Raw genomic sequence first — 14,529 nt, 5'->3', positions numbered from 1 at the left:
ATGAAGCAAATCAGCGCTCTAATCAGGCTGCTTCGTTGCACGCTTCGATGACGGACGCATAAGCCTGACGCAACACATCGCTGTTTGCACCGGGTTTGGTCGCATCGGTCGATAATATTTGGCGCCAACGACGTGCACCGGGTTGCCCCATGAACAGGCCAACCATATGGCGACCTATATGTGAAAGCCTGCCTCCATCGGCAATATGCCGGTCGACATATTCGCACATGGCTTCAATAACTTCCGCGATGTCTTTCGGCTTTTCGGCGCTACCATAGATGAGCTGGTCAACGTCAGCCAGAAGCGCCGGATTATGATAAGCGGCACGCCCCAACATGACGCCATCTACATGGTTGAGATGCAAAGCAGCTTCTTCCAGCGTGCCTATACCGCCATTGATGCCCACAAACGGCGTATTGAGACGCTGCTTGAGGCGATAAACACGGTCATAATCAAGTGGCGGAATATCGCGGTTTTCTTTCGGTGACAGGCCTTTCAGCCATGCTTTGCGGGCATGAACCCAAAGCGCATCTGCGCCCGCTTGAAGCACCTGATCTGCAACGGCATCAAGTGCAGATTCTGGATCCTGGTCATCAACGCCAATCCGGCATTTCACTGTGACCGGCACAGAAACAACCTCTTTCATCGCCGCAACGCAACGCGCAACGACATCAGGTGTCTGCATCAGGCAGGCGCCGAACGTTCCCGATTGAACGCGATCAGACGGACATCCGACATTCAGATTGATTTCATCGTAACCGAAACCTTCGCCGATGCGTGCCGCTTCCTGCAATTTTACGGGATCAGAGCCACCGAGCTGCAAAGCAATAGGATGTTCTGTATTGTCAAACCCCATGAGACGGTCGCGCGGGCCGTGGATCGCGGCGTCAGCCACAACCATTTCCGTATAAAGCAGCGCATGTTTGGAAAACAGGCGATGAAAATAGCGACAATGCCTGTCCGACCAGTCGAGCATGGGCGCGACCGAAAACCGATAGTCCGGATAATTGCGATTTTTATCTGTTATTTCAGTCATTTAAACAACAATCCTGAGAATGCGATTCACGCCGCTATTCGTTCTCGTCTTTTAGAGGTGGTGTCAGGTGGCGCAAAAAGCCACAAAGATGGCAAATGATCAAGTTTTGTCGCCAGATCCAGCACTCTCAATATAGGTGGCGCATCTGATTTTTCATACTCACGCTATGACAAACGCGATTCATCCGTCGAATACTGTGACTTTGCTCGCATTTCCGCATTATGATCTCTGACGAACAAACCCACCCGATTCTTGGCCCACAATTGGCATGAAATTCCGAGGACCTTATTTTGACCGATCTGTCCCCCTTCGATAAGCCGTTCGACGCCTTTCTGTTTGATATGGACGGCACTGTGCTTAGCTCTATTGCTGCAACCGAGCGCGTCTGGGGCCAATGGGCCATCCGTCATGGCATTGATCCGGTAACATTTGTTCCAACAATTCATGGCGTGCGTGCGGTCGATACTGTCCGTCGGCTCGGCTTGCCACATCTTGATCCAGATACGGAAGCTAAAATCCTGCTTGATGCGGAAATGGCAGATCTTGATGGTATCGTCGCGATTGAAGGCGTGCTGGACTTCCTGAACTCGCTACCCGAAGACCGCTGGGCAATCGTAACCTCTGCGCCAATCGAGCTGGCTCGCCGTCGTCTTCAGGCTGCTGGCCTTCCAATGCCAAAAACAATCGTCTCCGCTGAAGATGTTCAGCGCGGAAAGCCAAGCCCTGAATGCTTCCAGCTGGGCGCAAAGCGGCTTGGCTTCGATCCGCACAATTGTCTTGTGTTTGAAGATGCGCCTGCGGGCATTGTTGCCGGCGAAACTGCTGGCGCACGCGTCGTTGTTGTGACTGCCACACATCCGCATTCACCAGAAACATCGCATAAGAGCATCAACAGCTATAAAGAGTTGAAGCTGTCAGTAGATGCTGAAACAGGAATACTTTCGCTGGCAGACGCCACTATTTGATATGATGAGAACGGCACTTTAAGAGCGACCTTTGTGCGCCCAACAGGGCGCACGGCTCTCTAGAGCATTTCCTGTTTTGATTGAACCATTGGAAATGCTCTATCCATTTGTTCTTACGCGCATCTTGTTCCGAAAACCGCTTCGCACGTTTCGGGATGCGCTCTAGATCACGCGCCGTCCTTCACGCCAAACAGTACGGATGATCGGCACATGTTCGGCAATCTGCACACGCACCAGATCGCCACGCTTACCAATAGCAATTTCGCCTCGGTCCTGAAGACCAACAGCCTTCGCAGGGTTGCTTGAAACGAATTTGATTGCTTGTGGGAGCGTGATTGCATCCATCACGTCAGCCATGAAAAACGCCGATTGCATCATGCTTGCCGGGATATAATCCGAAGAAATGATGTCGAGATGCCCCGCTTCGGCCAGTTCTCGCGCCGAAACATTGCCGGAATGCGAGCCGCCACGCACCACGTTTGGCGCGCCCATCAGAACAGACATCCCGGATTCTTTCGATGCCTTTGCGGCCAGATGCGTGGTCGGAAACTCGGCCACGCGAATGCCCTGCTCCGTTGCTTCTGCAACATGATCCACTGTTGCATCGTCATGGCTGGCAAGGACAATGCCACGTTCCGTGCAGGCATTGGCAATCGCTTTGCGCGTCGAAGCCGAATATTGCTGCGATAGCCCCATGCGCTTTTCGCAATAGCGAATGAACTCTTCTTCCGAGACCTTGAGCTTGCTCATATAGTAAGATTTGTAGGTCTCGATATCCGTGAACTGGCGTTGTCCGGGTGCATGATCCATCAGCGACACAAGCTTTACCAGCGGGTGAACGCCAAAGCGCTCGAATGCGCTCAAACAATCAGGCGCTGAAACCTCGCAGCGCAAATGCAGAAAATGATCCGCACGCAAGCGCCCCGCTTCCCGACCTTCAGCAATTGCCGAAGATAGCTTGCGCATATCATCGATGCCCGTCTGCGCTTCCTGATCAAAGCCGATCCGTAATGCATCGAACACGGTCGTAATACCGGAAGCTGCAATCTGAGCATCGTGGGCCTGAACTGCTGCAATCGGGTTCCAACGCACCTTCGGGCGCGGTGCATAATGGCCTTCCAAATGGTCGGTGTGCAATTCCACCAGACCGGGTGTCAGATAATCGCCTTCCATATCTTCGCCAGATACGGACGAACCAGACGTGATGTCGACAATAATGCCATCAACGATTTTAACGGTGCCGCTGATAACTTCATCAGGCAACACGATATTTGCATTTTTAAGAACTGTTTCCGTCGTCATTCTTCAAGGCCTCCCCACGGCCCGTGAAGACCGTTTCGACACCTTATTACCACCCGTCAGCGGATGCAGCGAATGAATCTCAAACGGTGCACCTTTTTCTGGTTCAACGAACAAAGCCACATTGGCTACCTCGACCTGATCCTCCAGCACGGGTGCAAAAAAATCGTCGAGCGTGCGCTCCACCTGTGAGCGCTGCTTCTCATCCACCGGACCGGTGAGCGTCATATGAAAGCGGAACTCGTCGAACACATAAGGGTAGCCCCAACGGTCAAGATTCTGCAGCTGCGCTTCGCTGAGACGCTCTGGACGGCGCTTGGCGATTTCCGCGTCACGCAAAGGCGCACGAAAACGATCAAATGACACTACGATGTCATTGGCGAGCTGATTGAGCTCTGCAACCGGTTCTTCAGGCACAAGTGCGAAGAACGGGCCAATGCCCTGCAGTTTCAAACGCGGGATAACAAACGGTGCGCTTGATGACGCAAAATACATCAGCGCCGAAAGCAGATCGCTCTCCTGATATGCCTCATCCAGCCGGAAAGGCGCTTTCAGCGTCCCATGAAAACCATAACGACGCGGCTCTTCGGTCAATGCTGCGACATCTTCTGCGGCGAGAGTGCGAATCGCCGGAACCTTTACCGCCTCACCGCTAAACGCGCTGCGCCCAAGCCAGTTTGCAGCCACTTTAAGAAGCGCATCGCCCGACGGCGGCGTGAAATAAATCGCGTAACGCATAGTGATTCCTCTTTTGGCGCGATGCTTACACGCGGAATGTGGCAAGTCGATAAAGGGTAGATGACATCGGGATTTTACATCACGGCAAATTGGTATAGGCCTACGTCCGGTTAAAAATGAGGAGATGACTATGGGTGGTTTTGCGTCGATCGGTGAGTGCATGATCGAGCTTTCAGGCAATGATGGCGATCAATGGCGCATGGGATATGCCGGCGACACGCTGAATACGGCCTGGTACATGCGCGCTCTGACCGAGCAATCATACCCCGTGGACTAAGTCAGTGCCTTCGGTGAGGACGATTTCTCGCAGAAGCAACGGGCATTCCTTGCTTCCAATGGCATTGGCATTGCGCAAAGCCCGGTCATTCAGGGCGTACACCCCGGGCTTTATGCGATCACACTCAATGGTGCGGAGCGCTCATTTACCTATTGGCGTAGCGATGCCGCTGCAAAGCGCCTTGCAAGCGACCGTCAGGCGCTGAAGGCCAGCCTTGCCGGGCGCGACATGATTTATTTCTCCGGCATTTCGGTAGCAATTGTGTTTGCAGAACACCGGGAAACGCTTTTTGAGACCCTGCGCGAATGCCGCGCGGAAGGCGCGCTTATTGCTTTCGATCCCAATTTCCGCCACCAGCTTTGGCCGGATCGGGAAGAAGCAAAAAAGATCATCAGCGAAGCAATGAAGATCGCGGATATTGCCCTGCCGACCTTCCCCGACGAACAGGCACTATTTGGCGATGAAACCGCTCAAGCCTGCGCTGATCGGTTGATCGGATTGGGTGTGAAGGAAATCGTGGTCAAAGACGGCACCGAACCTGCGCTCATCATTGCCGATGGCAGACAAACGCTTGTTCCGTCGGTGAAAGCCAATGCCGTTGATACGACAGGCGCTGGCGACAGCTTTAACGGCGGTTATCTTGCTGCACGCCTCGAAGGCCTGTCACCTGTCGATGCTGCCCACAAAGCCCACGCAGTTGCGGCTCGGGTCGTTGAAATCCGCGGCGCGCTTGCTCCCATGGAAACAGCGCGCGCCGCTTATTCAGCGTGATTTAATCCCGCGAAAAAGTGAAATGGCTTGTCTGGGCGTAAACTTCGCCCGGACGGAGAATTGCCTGCGGCACGTATGGATATTCGAGAGAACCGGGCCAGACCTGCGGCTCAAGGCAAAAACCTGCATGTTTGCCGTAAGGCTTTCCGGTCAGGCCAATGCAATCATTCGCCATCGTATTGCCCGCGTAGAACTGAACACCGGGTTCTGTCGTCTCGATATCAAGCCTAATCCCTGAGCGAGCTCCTTTAACGGAAGCGCATGGCCGTAACGGGCCGCGCGCAGCCGTCATGCAGAAATTGCTGTCATACTCGACCTGTTTGCCGTCCTCTTCGAAACGGATAGGGCGGAAATCCCGGAAATCATAAGCCGTTCCTTTGACTGGCAAAACACGCCCATCAGGAATCAGTGCCTCATCGACCGGCATATAGGCATCAGCCTCAATCTTGAGCTGGTGATCGAGAATATCGCCTTCGCCGCCGTCGTCGAGGTTGAAATAGCTATGATGCAATAGATTGCAGACTGTTGGCTTATCGGTCACTGCTTCCAAACGCACAATCAATGTGCCTTTTGCGTTGAGCATATAAGTGCAGCTCACGTTGAGATTACCCGGAAAACCCATCTCTCCATCGGCCGCAAGCGTCGCAAGTGTCACGAAATCAGCACCTGAGCCGGTGATTTTCCAGACACGATTTCCGAGACCTTTGCTGCCGCCATGCAGATTGTGGATTCCCTGAAAATTCGGCTCTACCTCATAGACCTTTCCGTCGAGCACAAAGCGCGCATTGCGGATGCGGTTGGAAAAACGGCCGGCAATCGAGCCTAAATGGGGCGAATGCGCCGGGTAATCCGCAAAGTCACGATAACCTATGACCAAAGGAGCATCATGCCCTTCCATGCGGAGATCCTGTATGGATGCGCCCCATGTAATGATTTTTGCTTCAAGTGGACCGTTTGCGATCGTAAGCCGATGAACCGCCTGCCCGTCCGGTGCATATCCGAAAATTTCCGATGTCACTTTGTTCGCCCGTTTTGATGCATTTATGAGAGCCGCATCAAGCCGTATCATTTGAACCTGCGCAAGAGGCATTCGCAGCAACACTGCCCCTTGGAATGCATTTTGATCTGAGTGCATCAAATCAGCGCGTTATACCAAGGGCGTCTCAAGATGCTGGCGCTATCCACGCCTTGAAAAAATTCAATCGCCACTCCGGCTTAACCATCTCTATTTGAAGAATAATCTTATCGATACCCGCTTAGCTCGAACCAAACTAGGATCCAATTTTATTCGGTAATACAGAAACAAATAAATATTATTCCGTCACATGATAGTTTAAACTAACCATATTAACAATACTTACTTTATCTTCATAATATAAATTAGGAATTTTAGCAATGAAGGAAAATTTCCAAAAAGTTATACCCTATATTTTTAGTGAAGAAGGTGGCTATGTTGACAATCCTCGCGATCCCGGCGGCGCCACGAATATGGGAATTACTCTGTCTACACTTTCCGCATGGGAAGGCCATACAGTTTCGGCTGCCGACGTGAAGAGCCTTTCAAGCTCAACCGCAACGAAAATCTACCAACAGCAATTCTGGAACAAGATCGACGGTGACAGTCTTCCGTCAGGTATTGATTATGCTGTGTTCGACTTTGCTGTGAACTCCGGCCCCGGAAGAGCTGCCAAAACATTGCAGGCCACCCTCAACATGCCCCAGGATGGGGTCATCGGCGTCAAAACGATTTCCGCCCTTTCCGGCCGCTCTCCCGAGGCGGTTATCAATGCGCTTTGCGATGCTCGCGCCGCCTGGCTTAAAGGATTGTCCACAGCTTCGACATTTGGCGCAGGCTGGCTGGCCCGGGTTGAACGGGTTCGGTCACGCGCATTGATGCTGGCAGCGAAACCAACTGTGACAGAACTTGCCAAACCGAATGCCAATGCTTCACCCAAAGCAAAGCAATGCGATACGGCGGTTAAGACTGTGCTTAAACACCCTGAAGCACTGGGAACTCTGGGAAGTGCGGCATCAGGTCTCGCAGCCATCGCTTCCGGCAATGGACCGGTACAATATGCGCTCGCGATTGTGATGCTTGCCTGTACTGCGGTCGGGCTTTGGTACTTCATAAAGCGCGTAAGAAGCGAACCGTGAACAACTCTTTTCCAACAATATTTCAAAAATTTGTAATTCGCTTTATGTTGCGCTTAGCCTAGCAGGCACCTTATATGCGCAATTAACGCTCTGGCTATTGTGAAAGCAATATGACTTTCCCTATCGCCGGAAACACGCTAGACACGCGCAGATACTCAGACGCATGCCTGTTGAGGCATCGCCAAGAATAAAGGAATCGAAACTTGTCCTCTACTTTTGACAAAGTCGCCGACATCATCGCCGAAACCAGCGAAATCGACCGTGACACCATCACGCCGGATAGCCATACCATCGACGATCTTGGCATTGACAGCCTCGACTTCCTCGACATCGTATTCGCTATCGACAAAGCTTTCGGCATCAAGATTCCGCTGGAACAGTGGACGCAGGAAGTTAACGAAGGCAAGGCTCCGACCGAAGAATACTTCGTTCTGAAGAACCTCTGCGCCAAGATTGACGAGCTGGTCGCAGCCAAGAAGGGCTGAACAGCCACGCAAGCTGACGGTATTGAAGGGTGAACATCCGTGTTCGCCCTGATTCCGTTTCTGGAACAAGCAAGCATTCTTGAGCACAGCATTTACGGGCAGACCGAACCATGCAGAGCAATAAAGTCGTCATAACCGGCATTGGCATCATCTCCTCGCTAGGCGAAGGACTGGATGCGCATTGGAACGCTTTCTCCAAGGCAGGTACTGAACCTCGCCTCGAAAGAGAAAACTTTGCGCCTTACACAGTTCATCCCCTTGGCGAAGTCGACTGGGGTTTGCAAATCCCCAAGCGTGGCGACCAGCGCCAGATGGAGACATGGCAGCGACTTGGAACCTATGCGGCAGGCCTGGCGCTTGACGATGCAGGTATCAAGGACGACGAAGCGCTTTGCGCAAGCATGGATATGATCGTGGGTGCCGGTGGCGGCGAGCGCGACATTACTGTCGATATGCAGATCCTCGAAGAAGGTCGCACCAGCAACAATCGCGGTGTGATGCTCAATGAAAAGCTGTCGACGGAGCTGCGCCCTACCCTGTTTCTTGCCCAGCTTTCCAATCTGCTGGCAGGCAACATTTCCATCGTCCATAAAGTGACTGGTTCTTCCCGTACCTTCATGGGCGAAGAAGGTTCCGGCATCGCGGCGATTGAAACAGCTGCTGCACGTATTCGTTCAGGCCAGAGCACCCATGCGCTGGTCGGCGGCTCTTACAATTCCGAACATTTCGACATGATTCTCGGTCACGAGCTTGGCGGCTTGCTCAAGCACGACGGCTGGGCATCGCTCTGGGAACGTGAAGGCAGTGCCGGTGGCGGCATGATTTCCGGCTCTGGGGGTGTTTTCCTCGTGCTCGAAAGCGCAGACCATGCGCAAAAACGCGGCGCACGCGCCTATGCAGAGATTGCCAGCATCGAAAGCGCGCAGATCCGCCGTGATGCGGCTGATCTTGCCAAAACCGTGCATGAACTGGTGCTCGCAGCCAATGGCGGCGCAGAGCCTGGCTATGTTGTCTCCGGCGCTTCCGGCGCACATGAAGCAACGGCCGCTGAAAAAGCAGCTCTTGAAGGCGTTTCAGCCGCATATCGCGGCGTTGCTAGCCTGACCGGCCACCTGCGCGAAGCGCAGTTCCCGCTGGCCTTGGCACTTGCAGCCATTTCGGTCTGGAAGGGCGAAGCCTTTGCTCCATCGGGCCCATCTGAGAAGGCCGTAGACGGAGCCGTCAGTGAAGCCATCGTCACCACCATTGGCGCAACACGCGCCGAAGGTGCTGCAAAGCTGGTGAGAGCATAAGATGACCAAATATACAGACCATCTCGGCCGTCCCATTGTTGCAATTACCGGTGCAGGCGTTGTTTCCTCCCTTGGACAGGGCAAGGAAGACAACTGGGCTGCACTGACCGGTGGGCGTTCCGGAATTCATAAAATCACACGCTTCCCGTCCGATAATCTCAACACGCGCTTTGCGGGTACTGTTGATTTTCTGCCTGAAAGCGAAGTTGGTGCATCGCCTCTTTCGGAAGCGCTTGCACGGCTTGCCGGTGAAGAAGCCCTCGCCCAGTCCGGTCTTTCAGTGACCAATTTTGGCGGACCGCTTTTCCTCGCAGCTCCTCCGGTTGAACTCGACTGGAAAAGCCGCTTTGCACTTGATGCCAGCATCAAGGATGAAGGCCCCGCAAGCTATCAGCTTCTGCTTGAAGCCTGCCGCCGTGCCCGTCAGGATGCCCTCTTCAATACGACGCAGTTTGGCTACATCGCCGAACGTCTGTCTGAGGCTTTTGGAACACGCGGCCTGCCGGTGACGCTGTCGACCGCATGTGCTTCGGGCGCAACCGCGATTCAGCTTGGCGTTGAAGCCATTCGTCGCGGCGAAAGTGATCGTGTTCTCTCAATCGGCACCGACGGATCGGTCTCGGCTGAAGCTCTGATCCGTTTCTCGCTGCTATCGGCGCTGTCCACGCAGAATGACAAGCCGGAAAAGGCATCCAAGCCATTCTCCAAGGATCGTGACGGCTTTGCCATGGCTGAAGGCTCCGGCGCTCTGGTTATGGAATCGCTTGAAAGCGCCATCGCACGCGGTGCAAAGGTGCTCGGCATTCTCGCTGGTTGCGGTGAAAAGGCTGATGATTTCCATCGCACCCGCTCCAAGCCGGATGCCTCACCTGCAATCGGCACGGTACGCGCAGCACTTGCAGATGCGGGACTGACCGAAGATCAGCTTTCCTATGTCAATGCTCACGGCACTTCGACACCTGAAAATGACAAGATGGAATATCTTGCCCTTTCAACCGTGTTTGGTGAGCGGCTTTCTTCGATTCCTGTTTCGTCCAACAAGTCGATGATCGGTCACACACTGACCGCCGCTGGTGCGATTGAAGCCGTATTCTCGCTGCTGACGATTGAAACCGGCACATTGCCTCCGACCATCAATTACGACAATCCAGATCCGGCAATTCCGCTGGATGTCGTGCCAAATGTTAAGCGTGATGGACAGGTTTCTGCCGTGCTTTCCAACTCATTTGGCTTTGGTGGACAGAACACGAGCCTTGTTTTGACGGCAAATCCGAATTAATCGGATCTGCAGTTATATATTCTCGGTAATCCCGGTCAGCAAAATGCTTTCCGGGATTATGTCTTGAAAAGGATAAATTCATGCGCGCCTTGCAGCTTCTCGACGATCGTCGTCTCGAAATGACCGATATCGCTCCGCCACCGGCACCCGGCAATGGCGAAGTGACAGTCCGGATCAAGGCTGTAGCACTCAACCATATCGACGTATGGGGCTGGCGCGGCATGGCATTTGCCAAGCGTAAGATGCCACTGGTCATCGGTGCGGAAGCTTCCGGCGTTGTCGATGCAATCGGCCCGGGCGTATCAAATGTTCTGCCAGGCCAGCTCGTGTCGATCTATGGCGCACGCACATGTGGTCTGTGCAAGGCCTGCCGCGAAGGTCGCGATAATCTCTGTGAACACGTTGGCGGCGTTCATGGCTTCCATCTCGATGGCTTTGCCTGTGAAGCCGTTAATCTGCCAGCACGTCTGCTCGTTCCAGCACCTCCCGGCGTTGACGCAATCGGTGCTGCGGTCGCTCCTGTTACCTTTGGGACGGTCGAGCATATGCTGTTTGACAATGCGAAACTCCAGCCGGGCGAAACCGTTCTGGTTCAGGCTGGCGGTTCCGGCATTGGTTCGGCTGCGATCCAGCTTGCCAAGAAAATGGGCTGCACCGTCATCACAACGGTTGGCTCTGACGATAAGATCGAAAAGGCTAAGGCGCTCGGTGCCGATCACGTCATCAACTACCGTGTCGATCGCTTTGAAGGTGTTGTACGCAAGCTCACCAAGAAGAAGGGCGTCGATGTCGTGTTCGAACACGTTGGTGCCGACACATGGGCAGGCTCGATGCTCTGCATGAAGCGCGGCGCGCGTCTCGTCACCTGTGGTTCGACCTCTGGTGTTTCAACGAACATGAACCTGATGCAGCTCTTCCAGCAGCAGCTTAAAATCCTCGGCTCGTTCGGTTGCCGCATGGAAAACATGGCTGATGCGATGCAGAAAATGGCGCAGGGCGTTGTTCATCCAGTGATCGACACCATTGTCGGCTTTGACGACATCGGTACGGCTCTCAAGCGCATGGAAGGCCGCGACGTGTTCGGCAAGATCGTGTTGCAGATCGACTAAGCCTTTATGTTCAAGATTAAGCTTCTTCTCTTTAAATGGTCGCGTAAGCTCAAGCAGTTCAACTACTGGCTTTGGGCGCAGGCTGTGTTTATCGCGCTCGCACTTCTCCGTCTCCTGCCTGCGAAAAGCGCAATCCGCTTTTCCGCATGGTTTGCGCGCAAGGTGGGACCGCTGACGCCACGGCACAAGGTTGCAACCAACAATCTGCGCCTTGCCTATCCTGAGAAGAGCGATGCTGAAATTGAAAAGATCGCCGTCGAAATGTGGGATTCTATGGCGCGTCTTTTCGCGGAATACATCTTCCTTGATGCGATCTTCGATTTTGATCCCAATGCGACCGAACCCGGTCTTATCGAAGTTGACGGCATTCCGATTTTCGAACGTCTCCGCAACGAGACCAAGCCGCATATTTTCTTCACCGCGCATACCGGCAATTTCGAGCTTCTGCCGATCTGTGCCGGTACGTTCGGCCTTGATGTGACGGCCCTCTTCCGCCCACCGAACAATCCCTATATCGCGAAGACCGTTCTCAAAGCGCGCAAAACCAATATGGGTCATCTGGTGCCATCAAAGGCCGGTGCCGCATGGTCGCTGGCGCGTGTTCTGGATGCTGGCGGTAATGTCGGGATGCTGGTGGACCAGAAGTTCCAGCGTGGCGTTCCCTCCACCTTCTTTGATCGCCCGGTAAAAACCAATCCGTTGCTCGCAAAGCTCGCGCGACAGTATGATTGCGATGTCTATCCGGCGCGCTGCATACGCCTGCCTGGCGGTCGATACCGGCTTGAGCTGAAAGAGCGCATGGAGCTGCCACGCGACGAAAAAGGCGAAATCGATATCGCCGCGACCGCGCAGCTTCTCAACGATACCGTTGAGGAATGGGTGCGCGAATATCCTGGCCAGTGGATGTGGTTCCACAAGCGCTGGGGCTAGAGACTCAATATCTGCGTTCGGTCAAAACTGGCCGGACGCATTTTTATTTTATGATGTGAAAACATCCTGCAAGGGAGACAACCATGCGTCCTATCGCTATCGCCCCATCCATCCTTTCGGCCGACTTTGCGCGTCTGGGAGAAGAAGTTGATGCCGTGCTTGAAGCCGGTGCCGACTGGATTCACATCGATGTCATGGATGGTCATTTCGTGCCGAACATCACGTTCGGTCCGCAGGTGGTGAAAGCAATTCGTCCACGCACCAAGGCTTTCTTCGACACGCATCTGATGATCGCCCCTTGCGATCCATATCTTGAACCATTTGCGGATGCGGGCTGCGATCTCATTACAATCCACGCAGAAGCTGGCGCACATACGCACCGCTCGCTCCAGAGCATCCGCGCTTTGGGCAAAAAGTCTGGTCTGGCGCTCAATCCAGCAACCCCTGTTGAAGCATTGACCAACGTCATTGATGACGTTGATCTCGTTCTCGTCATGACGGTCAATCCGGGTTTCGGCGGCCAGAAGTTCATTGCGCCGATGCTCGACAAGATCAGCCAAGTGCGTGAGATGATTGGCGACCGCCCGATCGATATCGAAGTGGATGGCGGTATCACGCCTGAGACTGCCGGATCGGTTGTTGCAGCCGGTGCAAATATTCTCGTTGCGGGTTCTGCCGTTTACAAAGGCAACTCAGTTGAGAGTTATGCCGCTAACATCAAAGCCATTCGCGAAGCAGCAGAAGCTGGACGATAAACTGAAGCCACTTTTCCGGGGGAGTGCGTTGAGCTGAGCATCAGGCTCTGCTAAACACCGCGCATTCCCTTTACCCAAGACCTGCAGCCCGGCAGACGGGCCGCCAAAACAGGATATGCCCATGATCCCGCGCTATTCCCGACCAGAAATGGTCGCCATCTGGTCTCCCGAAACCAAATTCCGCATCTGGTTCGAAATTGAGGCCTATGCATGTGAGGCGCTTGCCGAACTCGGCGTAATCCCTAAAGAAGCCGCAAAGACCATCTGGGAAAAGGGTGATGCCGCCAAGTTCGACGTCGCGCGCATCGACGAAATCGAAGCCGTCACCAAACATGACGTCATCGCGTTCCTCACGCATCTGGCAGAATTCATCGGCCCAGACAGCCGCTTCGTGCATCAGGGCATGACCTCGTCGGACGTACTCGACACCACGCTCAATGTGCAGCTCGTTCGCGCAGCTGATCTGCTTCTCGCAGACATGGATCGTGTGCTTGCAGCGCTTAAGAAGCGCGCATTTGAACACAAGGATACCGTTCGTATCGGCCGTAGCCATGGCATTCATGCCGAACCAACCACAATGGGTCTGACTTTCGCACGTTTCTACGCCGAAATGGAACGGAACCGCGCGCGTCTCGTTGCAGCACGCGCAGAAATCGCGACCGGTGCCGTATCGGGCGCTGTTGGCACCTTCGCCAATATCGATCCACGCGTTGAAGAATATGTCTGCGAAAAGCTCGGTCTCGAAGCAGAGCCAGTTTCAACGCAGGTTATTCCGCGCGACCGTCACGCCATGTTCTTTGCAACGCTCGGCGTCATCGCTTCGTCGATTGAGAACGTAGCCATCGAAATCCGTCACATGCAGCGTACGGAAGTTCTGGAAGCGGAAGAGTTCTTCTCGCCCGGCCAGAAAGGCTCGTCGGCGATGCCGCACAAGCGCAACCCTGTCCTGACCGAAAACCTGACCGGCCTCGCCCGTCTGGTACGTATGTCGGTTGTGCCTGCAATGGAAAATGTTGCCCTCTGGCATGAACGCGATATTTCGCATTCGAGCGTTGAACGCGCAATTGGCCCAGACACCACCATCACACTCGACTTTGCGCTGAACCGTCTGGCTGGCGTTGTCGAAAAGCTGGTGATCTACCCGGAAAACATGCTGAAAAACATGAACAAGTTCCGTGGTCTTGTGCATTCGCAGCGCGTTCTGCTCGCACTCACACAGGCTGGCGTTTCGCGTGAAGATTCCTACCGCCTCGTGCAGCGCAATGCCATGAAGGTCTGGGAACAGGGTGCGGACTTCCTCGAAGAACTGCTCGGTGACGCGGAAGTGCGTGCAGCACTTTCCGAAGAACAAATCCGCGAAAAGTTCGATCTTGGCTATCACACCAAACATGTTGATACGATCTTCAAGCGCGTTTTCGGCTGAGATTTAGGCTCTGGCG

Annotated in this window: 13 protein-coding genes and 1 pseudogene; 10 read left to right on the top strand and 4 right to left on the bottom strand. The window is 54.0% G+C overall.

Going from position 1 to position 14,529, the window contains the following annotated elements:
* Positions 1-22: 22 nt before the first annotated feature.
* Positions 23-1,036, bottom strand: coding sequence for a tRNA dihydrouridine(20/20a) synthase DusA (gene dusA / locus CEV34_RS13390; RefSeq protein ID WP_007874654.1), 1,014 nt, complete (start codon positions 1,034-1,036; stop codon positions 23-25).
* Positions 1,037-1,326: 290 nt separating this feature from the next.
* On the opposite strand from dusA, the gene CEV34_RS13385 reads away from it, so the two are divergent.
* A complete protein-coding gene (locus CEV34_RS13385; RefSeq protein ID WP_007874652.1) occupies positions 1,327-2,001 on the top strand; it encodes an HAD family hydrolase in 675 nt (224 codons plus the stop codon).
* A 162-nt stretch (positions 2,002-2,163) separates the two neighbouring features.
* On the opposite strand, the gene CEV34_RS13380 is transcribed toward CEV34_RS13385, so the two are convergent.
* Positions 2,164-3,303: an alpha-D-ribose 1-methylphosphonate 5-triphosphate diphosphatase gene (locus tag CEV34_RS13380; protein ID WP_094543769.1), complete on the bottom strand. Its 1,140-nt coding sequence runs from the start codon at positions 3,301-3,303 to the stop codon at positions 2,164-2,166.
* Between the two features lie 3 nt (positions 3,304-3,306).
* Positions 3,307-4,038 (bottom strand): DUF1045 domain-containing protein, encoded by a 732-nt coding sequence (locus CEV34_RS13375; RefSeq protein WP_007874650.1) that lies wholly within the window; start codon positions 4,036-4,038, stop codon positions 3,307-3,309.
* A 130-nt stretch (positions 4,039-4,168) separates the two neighbouring features.
* Between CEV34_RS13375 and CEV34_RS13370 the strand changes: the two are divergent.
* Positions 4,169-5,086: pseudogene (locus tag CEV34_RS13370) on the top strand (sugar kinase).
* A gap of 1 nt (position 5,087) precedes the next feature.
* On the opposite strand, the gene CEV34_RS13365 reads toward CEV34_RS13370, so the two are convergent.
* A complete protein-coding gene (locus CEV34_RS13365) occupies positions 5,088-6,104 on the bottom strand; it encodes an aldose epimerase family protein (protein ID WP_007874648.1) in 1,017 nt (338 codons plus the stop codon).
* A 377-nt stretch (positions 6,105-6,481) separates the two neighbouring features.
* Between CEV34_RS13365 and CEV34_RS13360 the strand changes: the two genes are divergently transcribed.
* The 8 genes from CEV34_RS13360 to purB all read left to right on the top strand — a co-directional run bounded on the left by CEV34_RS13360 (position 6,482) and on the right by purB (position 14,513).
* Entirely contained in the window at positions 6,482-7,240 is a 759-nt protein-coding gene (locus tag CEV34_RS13360) for a glycoside hydrolase family 108 protein (RefSeq protein ID WP_007874647.1), read from the top strand.
* A gap of 203 nt (positions 7,241-7,443) precedes the next feature.
* Positions 7,444-7,725: an acyl carrier protein gene (locus CEV34_RS13355; RefSeq protein ID WP_007874646.1), complete on the top strand. Its 282-nt coding sequence runs from the start codon at positions 7,444-7,446 to the stop codon at positions 7,723-7,725.
* Positions 7,726-7,835: 110 nt separating this feature from the next.
* The gene (locus tag CEV34_RS13350; RefSeq protein WP_007874645.1) at positions 7,836-9,017 is read left to right on the top strand and encodes a beta-ketoacyl-ACP synthase; all 1,182 of its coding nucleotides are present in this window, start codon (positions 7,836-7,838) and stop codon (positions 9,015-9,017) included.
* A gap of 1 nt (position 9,018) precedes the next feature.
* The gene (locus tag CEV34_RS13345; RefSeq protein ID WP_079211782.1) at positions 9,019-10,296 is read left to right on the top strand and encodes a beta-ketoacyl-ACP synthase; all 1,278 of its coding nucleotides are present in this window, start codon (positions 9,019-9,021) and stop codon (positions 10,294-10,296) included.
* 80 nt (positions 10,297-10,376) lie between these two features.
* Entirely contained in the window at positions 10,377-11,405 is a 1,029-nt protein-coding gene (locus CEV34_RS13340) for a zinc-binding dehydrogenase (RefSeq protein ID WP_007874640.1), read from the top strand.
* Positions 11,406-11,411: 6 nt separating this feature from the next.
* Positions 11,412-12,335: a lipid A biosynthesis lauroyl acyltransferase gene (locus tag CEV34_RS13335; RefSeq protein WP_007874637.1), complete on the top strand. Its 924-nt coding sequence runs from the start codon at positions 11,412-11,414 to the stop codon at positions 12,333-12,335.
* A gap of 83 nt (positions 12,336-12,418) precedes the next feature.
* Entirely contained in the window at positions 12,419-13,090 is a 672-nt protein-coding gene (gene rpe / locus CEV34_RS13330; RefSeq protein WP_007874635.1) for a ribulose-phosphate 3-epimerase, read from the top strand.
* Between the two features lie 121 nt (positions 13,091-13,211).
* Entirely contained in the window at positions 13,212-14,513 is a 1,302-nt protein-coding gene (gene purB, locus CEV34_RS13325) for an adenylosuccinate lyase (RefSeq protein WP_007874633.1), read from the top strand.
* Positions 14,514-14,529: the final 16 nt, after the last annotated feature.

The sequence above is a fragment of the Brucella pseudogrignonensis genome (genome assembly GCF_002252525.1).
In the GTDB taxonomy this organism is placed as follows: domain Bacteria; phylum Pseudomonadota; class Alphaproteobacteria; order Rhizobiales; family Rhizobiaceae; genus Brucella; species Brucella pseudogrignonensis.
The sequence above is the reverse complement of the archived record's forward strand: the minus strand, read 5'-3'. Positions and strand labels throughout refer to the sequence as shown.